This window comes from Dactylosporangium sp. NPDC051541 (assembly GCF_044454505.1).
In the GTDB taxonomy this organism is placed as follows: domain Bacteria; phylum Actinomycetota; class Actinomycetes; order Mycobacteriales; family Micromonosporaceae; genus Dactylosporangium.
The window spans coordinates 1,430,274-1,443,519 of the sequence record NZ_JBITDU010000001.1 but is presented as its reverse complement, the minus strand read 5'-3'; the positions used below and the strand labels follow the sequence as shown (position 1 = coordinate 1,443,519).

General features: G+C 71.6%; 13 protein-coding genes. 4 read left to right on the top strand and 9 right to left on the bottom strand.

The features are described 5' to 3' along the window. Window positions 1-12 precede the first annotated feature (12 nt). On the top strand, window positions 13-951 hold the full coding sequence (locus tag ACIA8L_RS06510) for an FAD-dependent oxidoreductase (RefSeq protein ID WP_395901107.1): 939 nt from the start codon (window positions 13-15) through the stop codon (window positions 949-951). Between the two features lie 288 nt (window positions 952-1,239). Here the strand turns inward: ACIA8L_RS06510 and ACIA8L_RS06505 are convergent, their stop codons facing one another. Continuing rightward, window positions 1,240-1,695 (bottom strand): hypothetical protein, encoded by a 456-nt coding sequence (locus ACIA8L_RS06505; RefSeq protein WP_395901105.1) that lies wholly within the window; start codon window positions 1,693-1,695, stop codon window positions 1,240-1,242. Window positions 1,696-2,341: 646 nt separating this feature from the next. After that, a complete protein-coding gene (locus ACIA8L_RS06500; protein WP_395901103.1) occupies window positions 2,342-3,673 on the bottom strand; it encodes a PQQ-dependent sugar dehydrogenase in 1,332 nt (443 codons plus the stop codon). Between the two features lie 33 nt (window positions 3,674-3,706). On the opposite strand from ACIA8L_RS06500, the gene ACIA8L_RS06495 reads away from it, so the two are divergent. Next, a complete protein-coding gene (locus ACIA8L_RS06495) occupies window positions 3,707-4,534 on the top strand; it encodes a 3-methyladenine DNA glycosylase (protein ID WP_395901101.1) in 828 nt (275 codons plus the stop codon). A gap of 335 nt (window positions 4,535-4,869) precedes the next feature. On the opposite strand, the gene ACIA8L_RS06490 is transcribed toward ACIA8L_RS06495, so the two are convergent. From ACIA8L_RS06490 to ACIA8L_RS06465, 6 genes are read right to left on the bottom strand one after another with little or no spacing between them, the layout of a single operon-like run. Further along, the gene (locus ACIA8L_RS06490) at window positions 4,870-6,228 is read right to left on the bottom strand and encodes a glycogen debranching N-terminal domain-containing protein (protein WP_395901099.1); all 1,359 of its coding nucleotides are present in this window, start codon (window positions 6,226-6,228) and stop codon (window positions 4,870-4,872) included. A gap of 5 nt (window positions 6,229-6,233) precedes the next feature. Further along, window positions 6,234-6,968, bottom strand: coding sequence for a hypothetical protein (locus ACIA8L_RS06485; protein WP_395901097.1), 735 nt, complete (start codon window positions 6,966-6,968; stop codon window positions 6,234-6,236). A gap of 20 nt (window positions 6,969-6,988) precedes the next feature. Next, a complete protein-coding gene (locus ACIA8L_RS06480) occupies window positions 6,989-7,249 on the bottom strand; it encodes a hypothetical protein (protein ID WP_395901096.1) in 261 nt (86 codons plus the stop codon). After that, window positions 7,246-8,802 carry a radical SAM protein gene (locus ACIA8L_RS06475; protein ID WP_395901094.1) on the bottom strand — a complete coding sequence of 519 codons (1,557 nt, stop codon included), beginning with the start codon at window positions 8,800-8,802 and terminating at the stop codon, window positions 7,246-7,248. Before ACIA8L_RS06475 ends, ACIA8L_RS06480 begins: the two co-directional genes overlap by 4 nt. Next, window positions 8,799-9,140, bottom strand: a complete 342-nt coding sequence (locus tag ACIA8L_RS06470) for a hypothetical protein (RefSeq protein ID WP_395901092.1) — start codon at window positions 9,138-9,140, stop codon at window positions 8,799-8,801. The genes ACIA8L_RS06475 and ACIA8L_RS06470 overlap by 4 nt, the downstream gene beginning before the upstream one ends. Further along, window positions 9,137-9,904, bottom strand: a complete 768-nt coding sequence (locus ACIA8L_RS06465; RefSeq protein ID WP_395901090.1) for a prolipoprotein diacylglyceryl transferase — start codon at window positions 9,902-9,904, stop codon at window positions 9,137-9,139. The genes ACIA8L_RS06470 and ACIA8L_RS06465 overlap by 4 nt, the downstream gene beginning before the upstream one ends. Window positions 9,905-10,052: 148 nt before the next feature. On the opposite strand from ACIA8L_RS06465, the gene ACIA8L_RS06460 reads away from it, so the two are divergent. Both ACIA8L_RS06460 and ACIA8L_RS06455 read left to right on the top strand, forming a co-directional pair. Continuing rightward, entirely contained in the window at window positions 10,053-10,982 is a 930-nt protein-coding gene (locus ACIA8L_RS06460; protein WP_395901759.1) for an endonuclease/exonuclease/phosphatase family protein, read from the top strand. 103 nt (window positions 10,983-11,085) lie between these two features. Beyond that, the gene (locus ACIA8L_RS06455) at window positions 11,086-11,574 is read left to right on the top strand and encodes a hypothetical protein (RefSeq protein ID WP_395901088.1); all 489 of its coding nucleotides are present in this window, start codon (window positions 11,086-11,088) and stop codon (window positions 11,572-11,574) included. A gap of 45 nt (window positions 11,575-11,619) precedes the next feature. Here the strand turns inward: ACIA8L_RS06455 and cimA are convergent, their stop codons facing one another. Further along, a complete protein-coding gene (gene cimA, locus ACIA8L_RS06450; protein WP_395901086.1) occupies window positions 11,620-13,218 on the bottom strand; it encodes a citramalate synthase in 1,599 nt (532 codons plus the stop codon). Between the last annotated feature and the right edge of the window lie 28 nt (window positions 13,219-13,246).

The window sequence follows — 13,246 nt, the reverse complement described above, 5'->3', positions numbered from 1 at the left end:
TTGCCTTGAGTCATGGATGACGTTGTCGTGCTCGGGGCGGGGATCATCGGGCTCACCTGTGCGATACGGCTGCTGGAGGCCGGCGCGCGGGTGCGGGTACTGACCGCCGATGAGCCGGCGCGGACGGTTTCCCGGCTCGCGGCGGCGGTCTGGTACCCGACGCACACTGAGGGCGATCCGCGCGTCCTGGCGTGGGCGCGGGCGGCGTTCGACGAACTCATGGCGCAGGCCGCTGACGGTGTTCCCGGCGTCGCCCGGCGACCCACCCGGATGGTGGTTGGTCACGGTGCGGACAGCGCTCCCTGGTGGGCGGCGGCGGTGCCGGACTTCGCGGTGCACTCGGGGGAATGGCGGTTCACTGTGCCTTCGGCCGAGATGGAGGTGTACCTCCAGTGGCTCGTCGATCGCGTCCGCGCCAACGGCGGCGTCGTCGCGCGCGGGCGCGTGGGGCGGCTGGCTGAGCTCGGTGGCCAGGCCGGGACGGTGGTCAATGCGACCGGGCTGGCTTCGCGCGTCCTCGCGGATGATCCGGCGGTCTTCCCGGCTCGCGGGCAGATCGTCGGCGTGGCCAATCCGGGGCTGGAGACGTCGGTGCGGGATGAGGGGCATCCAAGGGGCATGACGTATGTGCATCCGCGCTCCCGGGACATCGTGCTCGGGGGCACCTTTCAGGCTGGGGACTGGAACGAGCGGCCCGATCCGGCTACCACTGTGGCGATTCTGGAACGGTGTACGGAGCTGGTGCCGGAGCTCGCCGGGGCGCGGCCGTTGTGGGAGGCGGCCGGGTTGCGGCCGGCGCGGGAGGGTGGGCCGCGGGTCGAGGTGGACGCTGCGGGGCTCCCGGGTCGTACACGGCTCGTGCATTGCTACGGCCACGGCGGCGCGGGCGTCACGCTGTCCTGGGGCTGTGCCGACGCGGTGGCCGGACTCGTCGGAGAAGCTCACGGCTGACAGCATTGATCTTGGCGTGGCCCCGAAGCCCAGCATCATGGAAGCGGGAAGCGGGAAGCGGGAGCGGATCCCGGCGCTGCCACGAGCCGGGTCCCGGTCAGACATCACCGGCGGCCGCGCGTGATTGCGGTGTGCCACACCGGCCGGACGTGATGCGCGCAGGCAACGTCGCGTCGCCGTACGGGTTGGGCGCAACCGCGCGGGCTCGAACGGCTCGAGAGCGGTCGCGGCGGCCGGGAGCGGCGTGGTGGCCGGAGCGGCGTGGCGGCCGAAGCGGGCTCCGGGCGGTCAGTTGCGCGTGTAGGTCAGATCGAAGTCCTTCGACCATTTGAGGCCGTCCTTGGACATCTCCCAGTGCGCGTCGATGCGTTTGCCGTCCGCGGTGATCGTGCCCGTGAAGCGCTGGTTGAAGCCCTCGGCCGCGCGCCAGATGCGCCAGGTGCCGCCGTCGACGTCCATCCCGTACGCCCGGAGTACGCCGCGGCGGTCGGAGTACAACATCGTGAACATCTTGCTTCCATCGTCATAGCCGATGACCGATGTGGTCGGGAACGGTGAATTTTCGATCCATTCGCGCGGCACGTCGTCGCCGGGCGGGTCCGCGTCCGCGCGCTGGACCAGGAACTCTCCGTCGTCGGCCCACGCGAAGCTCGCCCAGCCGCGCATGGTGACCTTGCCGTTCACGGTGGCGACGGTGTCCCACATGCCCAGCAGGGAACCCAGACGCCGCCGAACCTCACTCATTGCCACTCCCCGGACCCGAGTTCCCGCCAGAACATGAACCCGACTTATACACTAGGCGCCCGCGCGCGAACTCCTCCCTGCGGCCATCCGACAACAGCCGCCAGGAGCCTCCGGTTCCGGCGATCAGACTGCCCCGCGCGGGCGCGTGAGGTTCGGACGTGGGAGCTCGTGGTGCTGGGATGCGTCGGTCGCGTGGGCGCGCGGCTGCGCGGGCATGTGATGGCCGGAAGCGTCGGTCGCGTGGCTGCGCGGGCATGTGGTTACACGGTTGCGCGGGCGCATGGATGCACAGGCGGAGGCATGACGCGCGGGGGCGGCGCGGGCGCGTGGCTGCGCGAGCATGTGGTTACAGGGTTGCGCGGGCGCATGGCTGCACAGGCGGGGGTGTGACGCGCGGAGGCGCGGCTGCGTAGACGCGTGACGCGCGGGGGCGGCGCGGGCACGGGGCGCGGCTGCGTTGACGCGCGGGCGCGGGGGCGTGTGACGTGCGGCGGGCACGGGGATGCGCGGGCGCGTGACGCACGGGCGAGTGGGACGCGCGACGTGAGGCGGGCGCGGGTGCGCGGCCTCCGTAGGTGAGGCGGGCGCGGGTGCGCGGCCTCCGTAGGTGCGGTGCGGTGCGGGCGCGTGGGTGGTGGTGGTGGGGTTAGTTGGCGCGCGGAGGCGTCAGGCGCAGGACAGTACCCCCGGCGTCGTCGCTTATGAAAATGGTGCCGTCGGTGCCTATTGCGGCGTCGACCGGACGGCCCCACGCCTTGCCGTCGGCGCCCACGAAGCCCGTCGCCAGGTCGACCGGGTCGGCTGGGCCGGTGAGGGTCCACGGGATGTAGAGGACCTTGTAGCCGGCGGGCTTCGTGCGGTTCCAGGAGCCGTGCAGCGGCACGATCGCGGCGCCGTTGTAGAAGGTCAGGCCCAGGGGCGCGCTGTGGGCGGGCAGGCCCAGGTCGATCGGGTCGGCCTTGGTGCAGTCGGCCTTCGAGCCGTCGCGGTTGAGTTCGTAGTCGCGCAGGAAGCCCATGTTGTGCAGGCCCTGGCCCGGGTCCGGGTTACAGAACGGCCAGCCGTAGAAGCCGCCGTCGCGGACCTTGATGAACTCCTCCGGCGGATAGTCGTCGACGAATTGGGGCATCTTCTTGCCCTTGTCGGACTGGCCGTCGCCGTCAACGTCGCGGTCGTCCGGGACCAGGGTGTTGTCGCGGTTGTTGACCACGATCCAGAGCTCGTCGGTGCCGGGTCGGAACGCGAGACCCTCGGCGTTGCGGATGCCGCGCGCGAGGAGGCGCCGGGACGCGTTGGTACCGCCGGCCGCGTACGCGTAGATCGTGGCACGCTGCGGGTCGCTCACGGTGTCGGAGACGCACGCGTTGCAGGTCGAGGCGATCGACACGTACAGCGTCTCGCCGTGTACCGCGATGTTCTTGAGGACGTGCGCGTAGGCGCCGCGCAGCTCCGGTGTGCTGGTGTCGGGCAGCCCGTCGACGACTACCTGGCCGGCGCGGGCCTTCAGGTCGCCGTTGGTGTAGGGGTAGCGCACGACGCGGTTCGACTCGGCGATGAACAGGAACATCTGCCCGTTCACCGGCGCGAACAGCATGTCGTGCGGCTGCCGAAGCCCGGTGGCGAACTCCGACACCGCGCCCGCGCGTACGACCTGCACCTTTCCGGCCCCCGGCTGCGACACGAGCAGGTCGCCGCCGGGCGTCAGGGCCATGAACCGAGCCTTGTCCACCCGCGCGTAGACGGCCGCGGTCCAGCCGGCGGGCAGCTGCAGGTATCGGTCCTGGTTGAACGGCGCGGACGCGAGCCCGGACGGCACCTCGACCTTGACCCTCTGCGACGGACCGAGCACCGACGCGCTCGGCGACCCGGTCGCTGCCGAAGGCCCCGGGCGCGCGGGCGCGGACCCTTCCTGCCCTGCGTCCGAGCAGGCGGCGAGGGCCATTGAGCAGGCGAGCAGCAGAGCGGCGAGCTTGCGCATGGCATCGAAGCTACCTCTTCGTAAGCTTGTACGGTGCAGATCACCGTTCTCGACCGGCCGACCTGGGAGGCGCGCCGCGCCGCCCACGAGGCGCGCGTGGACGCGTGGATCGAGCCGCACCTCGCCCGCCGCCGGCTCGGCCGCAAGCATCCGGTCGAGGACTTCCTGTTCACGTACTACTCGTACCGGCCCGCCCAGCTGCGCCGCTGGCACCCGGGCGCGGGCGTCTTCCTGCGCGATAGCGGCCTGGAGACGGTCGCGGTGCCGGCCCGGCGCGCGGAAGCGATCGCCTGGGTTCACGACCTGCTCACCGCGACGGCCGCGCGGGCGCCGCACCTGGGCTGTTTCGGCCTGCACGAGTGGGCCATGGTGTATCGCCAGACGCAGGACGAACTGCGCCACAACGCCTGGCCGCTGCGCCTGGGCCCGGCCGGCACGGACGCGCTCGTGGAAGCCAGCCGCATCCGCTGCAGTCACTTCGACGCGTTCCGCTTCTACACCGCGCCCGCGCGGCCGCTGAACCTGCTGCAGCCGACCCGCGAGACGCAGGTCGCCAACGAGCAGCCGGGCTGCCTGCACGCGAACATGGACCTGTACAAGCACGCGTACAAGCTGGCCCCGCTCGTCCCGGCCGAGCTCATCGCCGACTGCTTCGAACTCGCCCGCGACGTGCGCACCCTCGACATGCAGGCCTCGCCGTACGACCTGGCCGACCTCGGCTACGCGCCTGTGCGCATCGAGACCCCCGAGGGCCGCGCCCGGTACATCGAGGCGCAGCGCTCGTTTGCGACGCGCGCCGCTCCGCTGCGGGACCGGCTGATCGCCGAGTGCGAGCGTCTCCTGGCGGCCGTCACCGGCTGACCGTCCCGCGCGGCCGCGCACAGGCATCACGCGCGGACTCGCCCGAGCAATCCCCCGCGCGGCCGCGCACAGGCATCACGCGCGGACTCGCCCGAGCAATCCCCCGCGCGGCCGCGCACAGGCATCCGCGCGCGGACGCGTACAGGCAATCCCGCGCGGATCCGTTCAAGCGATCACGCGCGAGGCGCACAGGCCAATCCGCGCGGACGCGCGCAGGGCGATCCCGCACGGACACGCGCAGGCCGATCCCGCACGGAGGCGCACTGGCCGATCCCGCGCGGACGCGCTCAAGCGATCGCGCGCGGACGCGCCACGCCGATCCCGCGCGGACGCGCTCAGGCGATCCGCGCGGGGCTACCGTCCGCGTTGTGGAAGGTCACGCCGAGTGGTCCATTATGGACCGTCAGTGTGCCCTCGGAGGTGACCGAAGCATCCAGCAGACCGTCGGCGATTTTGAGGCCGCGGATGCGGAAAGCACCCACCGGCGACGGGGTCAGCGGATCGAACGTGATCTGGCCCTTGGGTACGTCTACGTCCAGGCCCAGCAGCGCGGTCAGGACGGCCGGGGCGGTGGCGGCTCCGCACGCGTGCGGGCGGTCGGACGACGAGATCGACGGGTCGAGGTCGGCGGGCGGCGGCAGGCGGTAGTCGTGGCGCTCGGCTGCGTCCAGGAGATCAGTGATCACGCCTGGCGCGCGGAGGCGCAAACCTGGCGGGCCAAATGCTGAAAGGTCCAAGGAGACCGGCGGGGCCGCGTCCGGTGACATGCCCCAGCGGATCGCCTCGGCCAGGGTGGCGGCGTACAGCGGGGCCAGGGCGGCGTCGAGCAGGTCGGCCACCAGGCGCAGTGTGCCTGCAGCTACGTCGTGGCCCAGTGGGAGGGCCAGGCGGGCCGCCCACAGCGCTTCCCGTGGGGACAGTGTCAGGTGTGTGGGGCTGCTGGTGCTGTAGTACGCGTCCGGGCCCCGGGTGCGGCGCAGTGCGTCCAGGTCCTGCACACCCGCGCGGACCAGGGCGTTCAGGCGGGCGTCGTCCGCCGTCACCCGGAGTGTGCTGAAGCGCTTCGGGCGGGCGATCGACGGAATGTCGGTGCGGGTGATCCGGACCTCGGCCGACCACGTGCCGCGCGGGGGCACCGCCGCGGTCCAGGTCAGCGGCGCGGCCGGGCCGGGCGACGCAGCCTCGAACCGCGCGGACGCGGACAGCGGCGCGGCCTCCATACGCGCGGACGAGGGCGGCGGCGTGGCCTCCATCCGCGCGGGCGCGGACGAGGGTGGCCGCGTGGCCTCGATGCGCGCGGACGTGGACGAGGGTGGCGGCGTGGCCTCGATGCGCGCGGACGTGGACGGCTCGGTCAGTACCGACACGGTGACCGTGATCGAAGCGTCAGAGGCGTTCGCCAGCGTGATGATCTCGGTGCCGCCCATTGGCTCGGCCACGCGGCGGCGGGTGATGGTCAAGGACGGGTTGGCGCACGCGGCTGTGAAGGAAGCCGACGACGCGCCCGTGCGGTGTGACGACGCGGGGGTTGGGGCGGCTCCGTCGACCAGGAGCTGCCACCCGGACAGGATGCGCGCACCATCCACGAAAAGGGCGTCGTCATGGAGCGCGTCGTCACGAAGGGAGTCGTCACGAAGGGAGTCGGACAGCCAGGCGGCCGGGGCGGCCAGGCAGGTGATCGGGTCGGTGGGCACCGGGGTCAGCCGCCGATCACGTTCACAGCGCGGGCTACCACCAGCAGAACCGTGACCAGCGAGATCACGGACTCGGTGGCCATCAGCAGCTTCGCCCAGGCCGACATCGGGAGGGTGTCGGTCGGGCTGAAGGCGGTCGCGTTCGTGAAGGCCACGTACAGGTAGTCGAAGAAGCCCGGCTCCCAGTCCTTGGGGGCCAGCTCCGGCACCTGCATCTGGGTGAACAGGAAGTCCGGGTGGGGGCGGTCCGCGTCCGCGCGGGCGGCCGGTCCGCCGCGGTCGGTCTCCCAGAACCACAGCGCGAACACGATCACATTGGTGAGCCAGATGGCCGCGCCCCACAACAGCAGGTGCGCCGGGGGTACCGCACCGCCCTGCGTCCGGAACAGCGCGCGCACGAGCAGCGTCACCGACCAGATCGTGACCAGGGTCAGGACACCGACCATGGCCAGCGCGAGGGGGCGCAGGACGCGGGTCTCCCGGTTGATCTGCAGCGGGTTGACCGCCACGATCGCGAGCAGCATGGCGCCCTCGAGGCCGGGCAGGAGCCAGCGCGGGTGCGGGGCCAGGTCGGCCGGCAGCACCAGGTGGATGACGATCGCGACGGCGATGACCAGGGCGGCCGGCCAGCGCTGCTCCGCCTCCGTGCGGCGCAGCCAGCCCGGCAGCGGCGACGGGGGCTTGCCGGGCTTGGACGATCCGTCGGACCCGAGGTCCAACGCAGGCGGAAGATCGCTCACGGAGAGCAACCGTAGACCCATCACCCGAGAAAGTGGTACACCCGCCAGCCGATCGCGGCCGTGCCGGCCAGGGCGAGCAGGGCCAGGTAGGCCAGGACGAGGCGGGTGTCGCGCAGGACGCACTTCGAGCGGGTCAGGCCTTGGCGGCGGGCCCGGAGGTAGCCGGCGAAGCCGAGCAGCGCGAACCCGACGACCGCGACCGGGCCGAGCAGCCAGGCCAGGGCGGCGATGGTGGCGTAGACGCAGAGGCGCAGCGGGTCGTACGGCGCCGAGCTGTTCATCGCACGACCGGCGTCTCGAGCGCGACCGCGCGCGGCAGGCGTTGCGCCCCGAGCGCCGGCCAGGCCTGCACCGCACAGAACGGTGCGCACTGATGACCGCCCGCACCGACGCCGGCCACGTGCACGCAGCACTGCAGGAGTCGCTCCTCGATCATGGTGTGCAGGTCCATGAACGGCTTGACCGTGATGCGTTTGACCCGCTCCCCCAGCATCTTGCGCAGGCGGTTGCGCCCGCCCGGGAGCGAGGCCGAGACCAGGGTGGTCAGGGTCGAGATGCCCAGGTCGCAGTTCTCGCAGATGTCGCGCCACAGGCTGCCGACGTCCGGGTGGGACAGCGACGACTGCTCCGACAGCAGGCCCAGCAGGGAGTCCTTGACCGCGGTGCGCAGAGCGGCCGGGAGCTGGACGTCGGCGATGCGGTTGGCGACCAGGTCGGGGGCGAGGTCCAGGAATTCGAGCAGGCGGTCGTGGCCGATGAGCTTCGTCATCGACTGCCACTCGCCCGCGTCGTCGCGCAGCATGTAGCCGACGGAGCAGCAGTGCGGGTGGGAGCAGGGCAGGGCCGTGAGGTCGCGCCAGGTGACCAGGTCACCGGTCTGCGGGCCGAGGCGCGCGAGGACGCCGGTGTGGGTCAGGCGGTCGAGGGGGTCGATCGGGCCGGAGCGGCCGGAGCCGAACTGGGGCTGCAGGGAGACGCCGCCGACGTAGGGGGTGTCGAGGGCCCGCTTGACGACCGCGCCGATCTCGTCGTCGTTGACGCCGAGGGCGCAGGTCATCGTCAGGGTGGTGAAGATGCCGCGGGCGGAGAGGCGGTCGACGGCCTGGTCCTTGAGCCGGCGCAGGTCGGCGCCGCGGTGGTGGCGGGCGGCCCGCTCGGACACGCCGTCGTACTGCAGGTAGACCTCGACCCGTTCCCGATGCCGGGTCAGGAGATCCAGCAGCGCGTCGTCGCGGGCGATCTTCACGCCGTTGGAGTTGATCAGAATCCGGACCACGTTGCGGGCGGAGACCGAGTCGAGCAGCTCGGCCAGCCACGGGTACAGCGTCGGCTCCCCGCCGGACAGCATCAGCACGTCGATCCGGCCGTTCTCCCGCGCCAGCTTCGTGTCGACCGAGGCCAGGACGTCGGCGAGCGGCACGACGCCCTCGATCGCCGGTGACGAGTCGGTGAAGCAGGTCGGGCAGCGCAGGTTGCAGCTGTCGGTGAGGTCGGCGAGCAGGATGCAGGTGTGCTGGGTCTGCATCTCCGGCAACCCGGCCAGATACGCCGCCGGCACGGGCGCGAAGTTGCCGGCCACATCCGGGACGTGGACCTTGGTGGGGGCCGTCCACTGCTCGAGGTACCGCAGAATCTCGGGGTTTTCGTCGTAAAGGGTGCGGATCAGCCCATGGCGTGGGCAGCCGCGCTCCAGCCAGATGCGCCCGTCCCGCTCGGCGAGCCAGCCCGAGAGCCGCTGGACATCCTCCAGAGGACCGTCGGCCGCACAAATAGCGCAAAAAGCGTTCACGTAGCGGTGGATGCGGTCGCCCCGCAGCTGCATGCCGGTGCTCATACCGTTCCCTGGTTGTTGAGGAGCGCGATGCACACGCCGATGCCGATGACGGGGAAGATCAGGACGCTGACGCCCCAGCCGATGAGCAGGCCCAGGCCGATGCCGCGGTCCTTGTGCGCGATCCAGATGATGCCGAGGGCCAGGCACGCGATGAACAGCACGACCTGCAGCACGATCTCCACCCACAGGCCGGCGACGCCCACGGCGGCCGCGATGGCGACGCCGATGAGCACGGCGACGACCTGCGCCCCGAAGGCGATCCCGATCCCGGCGAACACCCGCCCGGTGCGGATCGGCGGCTTCGGCGGCGGCGGGGGCGGGGGCACGGTCCAGCTCATGCCGGCACCTCTTTCTTGGACGACCGAAGGGACCACGCGAACCGCAGCAACGTCAGGGGCAGCAGCGCGAGGAGGAACAGCTGCGAGCGGGTCAGACCCGCCCAGACGACCTCGTTGCCCCGGACGAACTCGACGCCGAAGCGGAACGCGGCGTACGCGGCCAGGTAGTAGGTGAACAGGCGCCCGGGCACGGTCACGCGTCCGCGCGCCCACAGCAGCCCGGCGAATGCCAGCAGATGGAACAAAATCTCATAAACGAACGACGGATGCAGTGGTACTTCCGCCGCGACGTGCATCGCGGCGGCGTGCGCCGGGTCCAGGCGGATGCCCCACGGCAGGTGCGTAGGAGTGCCCGGCGGCTCGGCCAGGAGGCAGCCGATGCGGCCGACCGCCATGCCGGCCGCGACCGCGGGCGCGAACAGGTCGCCGGTCTTGTGGGGGTATCCGGCGATCCGCTTCCCGAGCAGCGCCCCCAGGTAGGCGCCGAGCAGCCCGGACAGGATGCTGCGGTTGCCGTACGCCCACTGCTCCAGCAGCGGCGCGTTGTCCCGGGGATCGAGGTGCTGCGCCCACGTCCCCAGCCGCGCCAGCAGCGCCCCGCCGACCATGGCGCCGGCCAGCACGTACCAGAGGCGCTCGTCCTGGGCCCGGCGCCGGCGGATCTCCCAGAGCAGCACGACGGCGGCGACCAGGATGCCGAGCGCGACGAAGACGTCGTGGGACAGGATCGCCACCGGGCCGATCCGCGTGATCACCGGGTGCACGGGGGCCGAGCCTAATGCCATATGCCGAATCGCACCCGGCGTTGCGGCGGTCTCGTACGCTGGCGGGATGGTCAGCACCGAGGACACGCTGCGACTGCCGCCGGAAAGCCCGGTCGGACGCCGGCGCGGCCGGTGGTGGAGCACGCTGATGTGGCTGCTGGCCGTCCCGTTCGCGGCCTGGGCGGCGCTGCGGGTGCTCGGGCTGGAGTCGGGCTTCCCGGCGGTACAACTGATCGCTTTCACGCCGTATGTCGCCGCGGCCTCCCTGGTGCCGCTGCTCGTGGCGCTCCTGACGAAACGGATCTGGCCGGCCGTCCTCACCGCGGTCGCCACGGTGGCCCTCGCCGCGTGTGTCGTGCCGCGCTGGATCGCCGACAGCTCCCCCGACCCGGGCGGGCCGGGGCTGCGCGTGCTCAGTGTGAACATGCTCATGGGCGGCGCGGACGCGGGGACGATCGTCGGCCTGGTCCGGCAGCTCCATGTGGACCTCGTGGCCCTGCAGGAGTACACCCCGGAGGCCAGGACGGCGCTGGACGCCGCCGGGCTGGACGACGTGCTGCCCAACGCCGTGTCCTACCCGAAGCCCGGCGTGACCGGCTCCGCCGTCTACAGCCGCTTCCCGGTGACCGACCTCGGCTACCGGGCGTTCCCGTCGACGTTCGGGCAGGCCCAGGCCGCGGTGACGGTGCCGGGGGCGAAGGACGTGCGGGTCGAGTCGGTGCACCCGTGCGCGCCCGCGTCCTCGCGGCTGAGCCACTGCTGGGAGCGCGACATCGCGCAGGAGCCGGCGGCAACCCCGGACGGGGCGGTGAGCCTGCTGATCGGGGACTTCAACGCGACCCTTGACCATGAGAAGTTCCGGGAACTGCTGGCTACGGGGTACCGCGACGCCGCCGACGTCGCCGGGGCCGGCTTCGAGGCCTCGTGGCCGTATGACGAGCGCTGGTACATCCCCGGCGTGGTGCTCGATCACGTGGTGGCGGACCGGCGGGTCGGGGTCGGCAAGGTGTCCGTACACCAGGTTCCTCAAAGCGACCACAAAGCCGTCTTCGCCGAACTGGTCCTTCCCAAGGGTTGAGTACCGTAGGCGTACCTCCGGCTATACGAGCTTCGTTGGCCGGGAGTACCTTCACCTACGGATCGGGCCCCCGCCCGAACGGGAACCACGTTGGAGCAGATGGGTGACACGAACGTTTCGCGGCCTCGCGCTCGCCATCGCCGTGCCGCTTGTCCTGAGTGCGGCGGCCGCGTGCTCGGACAAGCAGGGCGGCAAGGCGGACCCGGCGTCCGACCGCCCGACGGTGGAGGTGACCGCGCAGCCGCAGGATGCGCAGTCGGCACAGGTGGCCGCCGAGCAGGTGTTCGACAACCTGTCGGAGGGTGACTGGGCCGGTGCCTGGGATCTGTGGACGGACGAGGCCAAGTCGGCGATCGGCAAGGACGCCTACATCGACCTGGTCGCGACCTGCACCGGACAGCAGGGGCAATACCAGGTCACAGGCGTGACGCCGGTCAATGACTCGACGGCGACGATCAAGTGGACGCACACGCCGGCCGCCGGGACCAGCGCGGCGCCGGGGCAGAGCACGGTGAAGTACCAGAACGGGGCTTGGAAGTTCGAACCTGACCCGGCGGCGTTGACCGCCTACCGGCAGAACAAGTGCCCATAACGGCGAAGGGCCCTCTCGCGAGGGCCCTTCATCGACAGAGCGAGGTCACACCCGGACGCGGGCCAGCCCGTAGGTGAGCGCGTCGACCAGGGCCTGCCAGCTGGCCTCGACGACGTTCTCGTGGACACCGACGGTGGTCCAGTCCTCGCCGGTCGCCCGGGTCTCCACGAGCACCCGGGTCACGGCCCCCGTGCCGTGGCTGCCCTCCAGGATCCGGACCTTGTAGTCGGCCAGCTGGAAGCGGCCCAGCTCCGGGTAGTGCCGGGTCAGCGCCACCCGCAGCGCCTCGTCGAGCGCGTTGACCGGGCCGTTGCCCTCGGCGGTGGCGATGACCCGCTCGCCGCGGACCCGGACCTTCACGGTCGCCTCGGACACGACGGCGCCGTCCTCGCGGTGCTCGACCAGGACGCGGTAGGACTCCAGCGCGAACGGCTTCGGCAGCGCCCCCTCGGCCAGCTCGGCCCGGGCCAGCAGCTCGAAGGAGGCGTCGGCGGCCTCGAACGACCAGCCGCGGGCCTCCAGCTCCTTGACCCGGTTCGTGACCCGGGACAGGGCCTCCGGGTTGGCGGCCAGGTCGACGCCGAGCTCACGGGCTTTGAGCTCGATGCTGGCCCGGCCGGCCATCTCGGTGACCAGGATCCGCATGTCGTTGCCGACCACCTCGGGATCGATGTGGTTGTAGAGCACGGGATCCACTTTGATCGCGCTCGCGTGCAGGCCCGCCTTGTGAGCGAACGCTGACGACCCGACGTAGGCCTGGTGGGTGTCGGGTGCGATGTTGGCGATCTCGGCGATGGAGTGCGAGACGCGCACCATCTGCTCGATGCAGCCCTCCGGTAGGACGGGCATCCCGAGCTTGAGCTGGAGGTTGCCGACGACGGCGAACAGGTCGGCGTTGCCGGGCCGCTCGCCGTAGCCGTTGGCGGTGCACTGGAAGTGCGGGACGCCGGCCTCGACCGCGGCGACCGTGTTGGCGACCGCGCACGAGGTGTCGTTCTGGCAGTGGATGCCGAGGCGGGCGACGGCGTCGGCGGCGCTGACCCCGAGCGCGACGGCGAGCCGGTCGCGGACCTCGAGGATCGTGCGGGTGATCAGGGACGGCACCATGCCGCCGTTGGTGTCGCACATGACGGCGGCCTCGGCGCCCGCGGCGAGCGCGGCGGCGGCGACACTGGCGGTGTAGTCGGGGTCGAAGCGGTACCCGTCGAAGAAATGCTCGCAGTCGAGGAAGACCCGTCGGCCTTCGGAGATGAAGTATTCGACGGTGTCGCGGACCATCGCGAGGTTCTCCTCACGGGTGGTGCGCAGGGCCCGCTCGACGTGGCGGAGGTCGGACTTCGCGACGAGGGTGACGGCCGGGGTCTCGGCGTCGAGCAGGGCGCGGACCTGCGGGTCGTCCTGGACGCGGACGCCGGCCTTGCGGGTGGCGCCGAACGCGACGAACACGGCGTGCTTGAGGTTGAGCTCGGTGCGGGCCCGGCGGAAGAACTCGGTGTCCTTCGGCATGGCCCCGGGCCAGCCGCCTTCGATGAAGCCGACGCCGAACTCGTCGAGCAGGCGGGCGACGGCCAGCTTGTCGACGACGGAGTAGCTGATCGCCTCGCGCTGGGCCCCGTCGCGCAGCGTTGTGTCGTACACCTGCATGTCTGTGCTCCTTCGGCGGAAAGGCGGG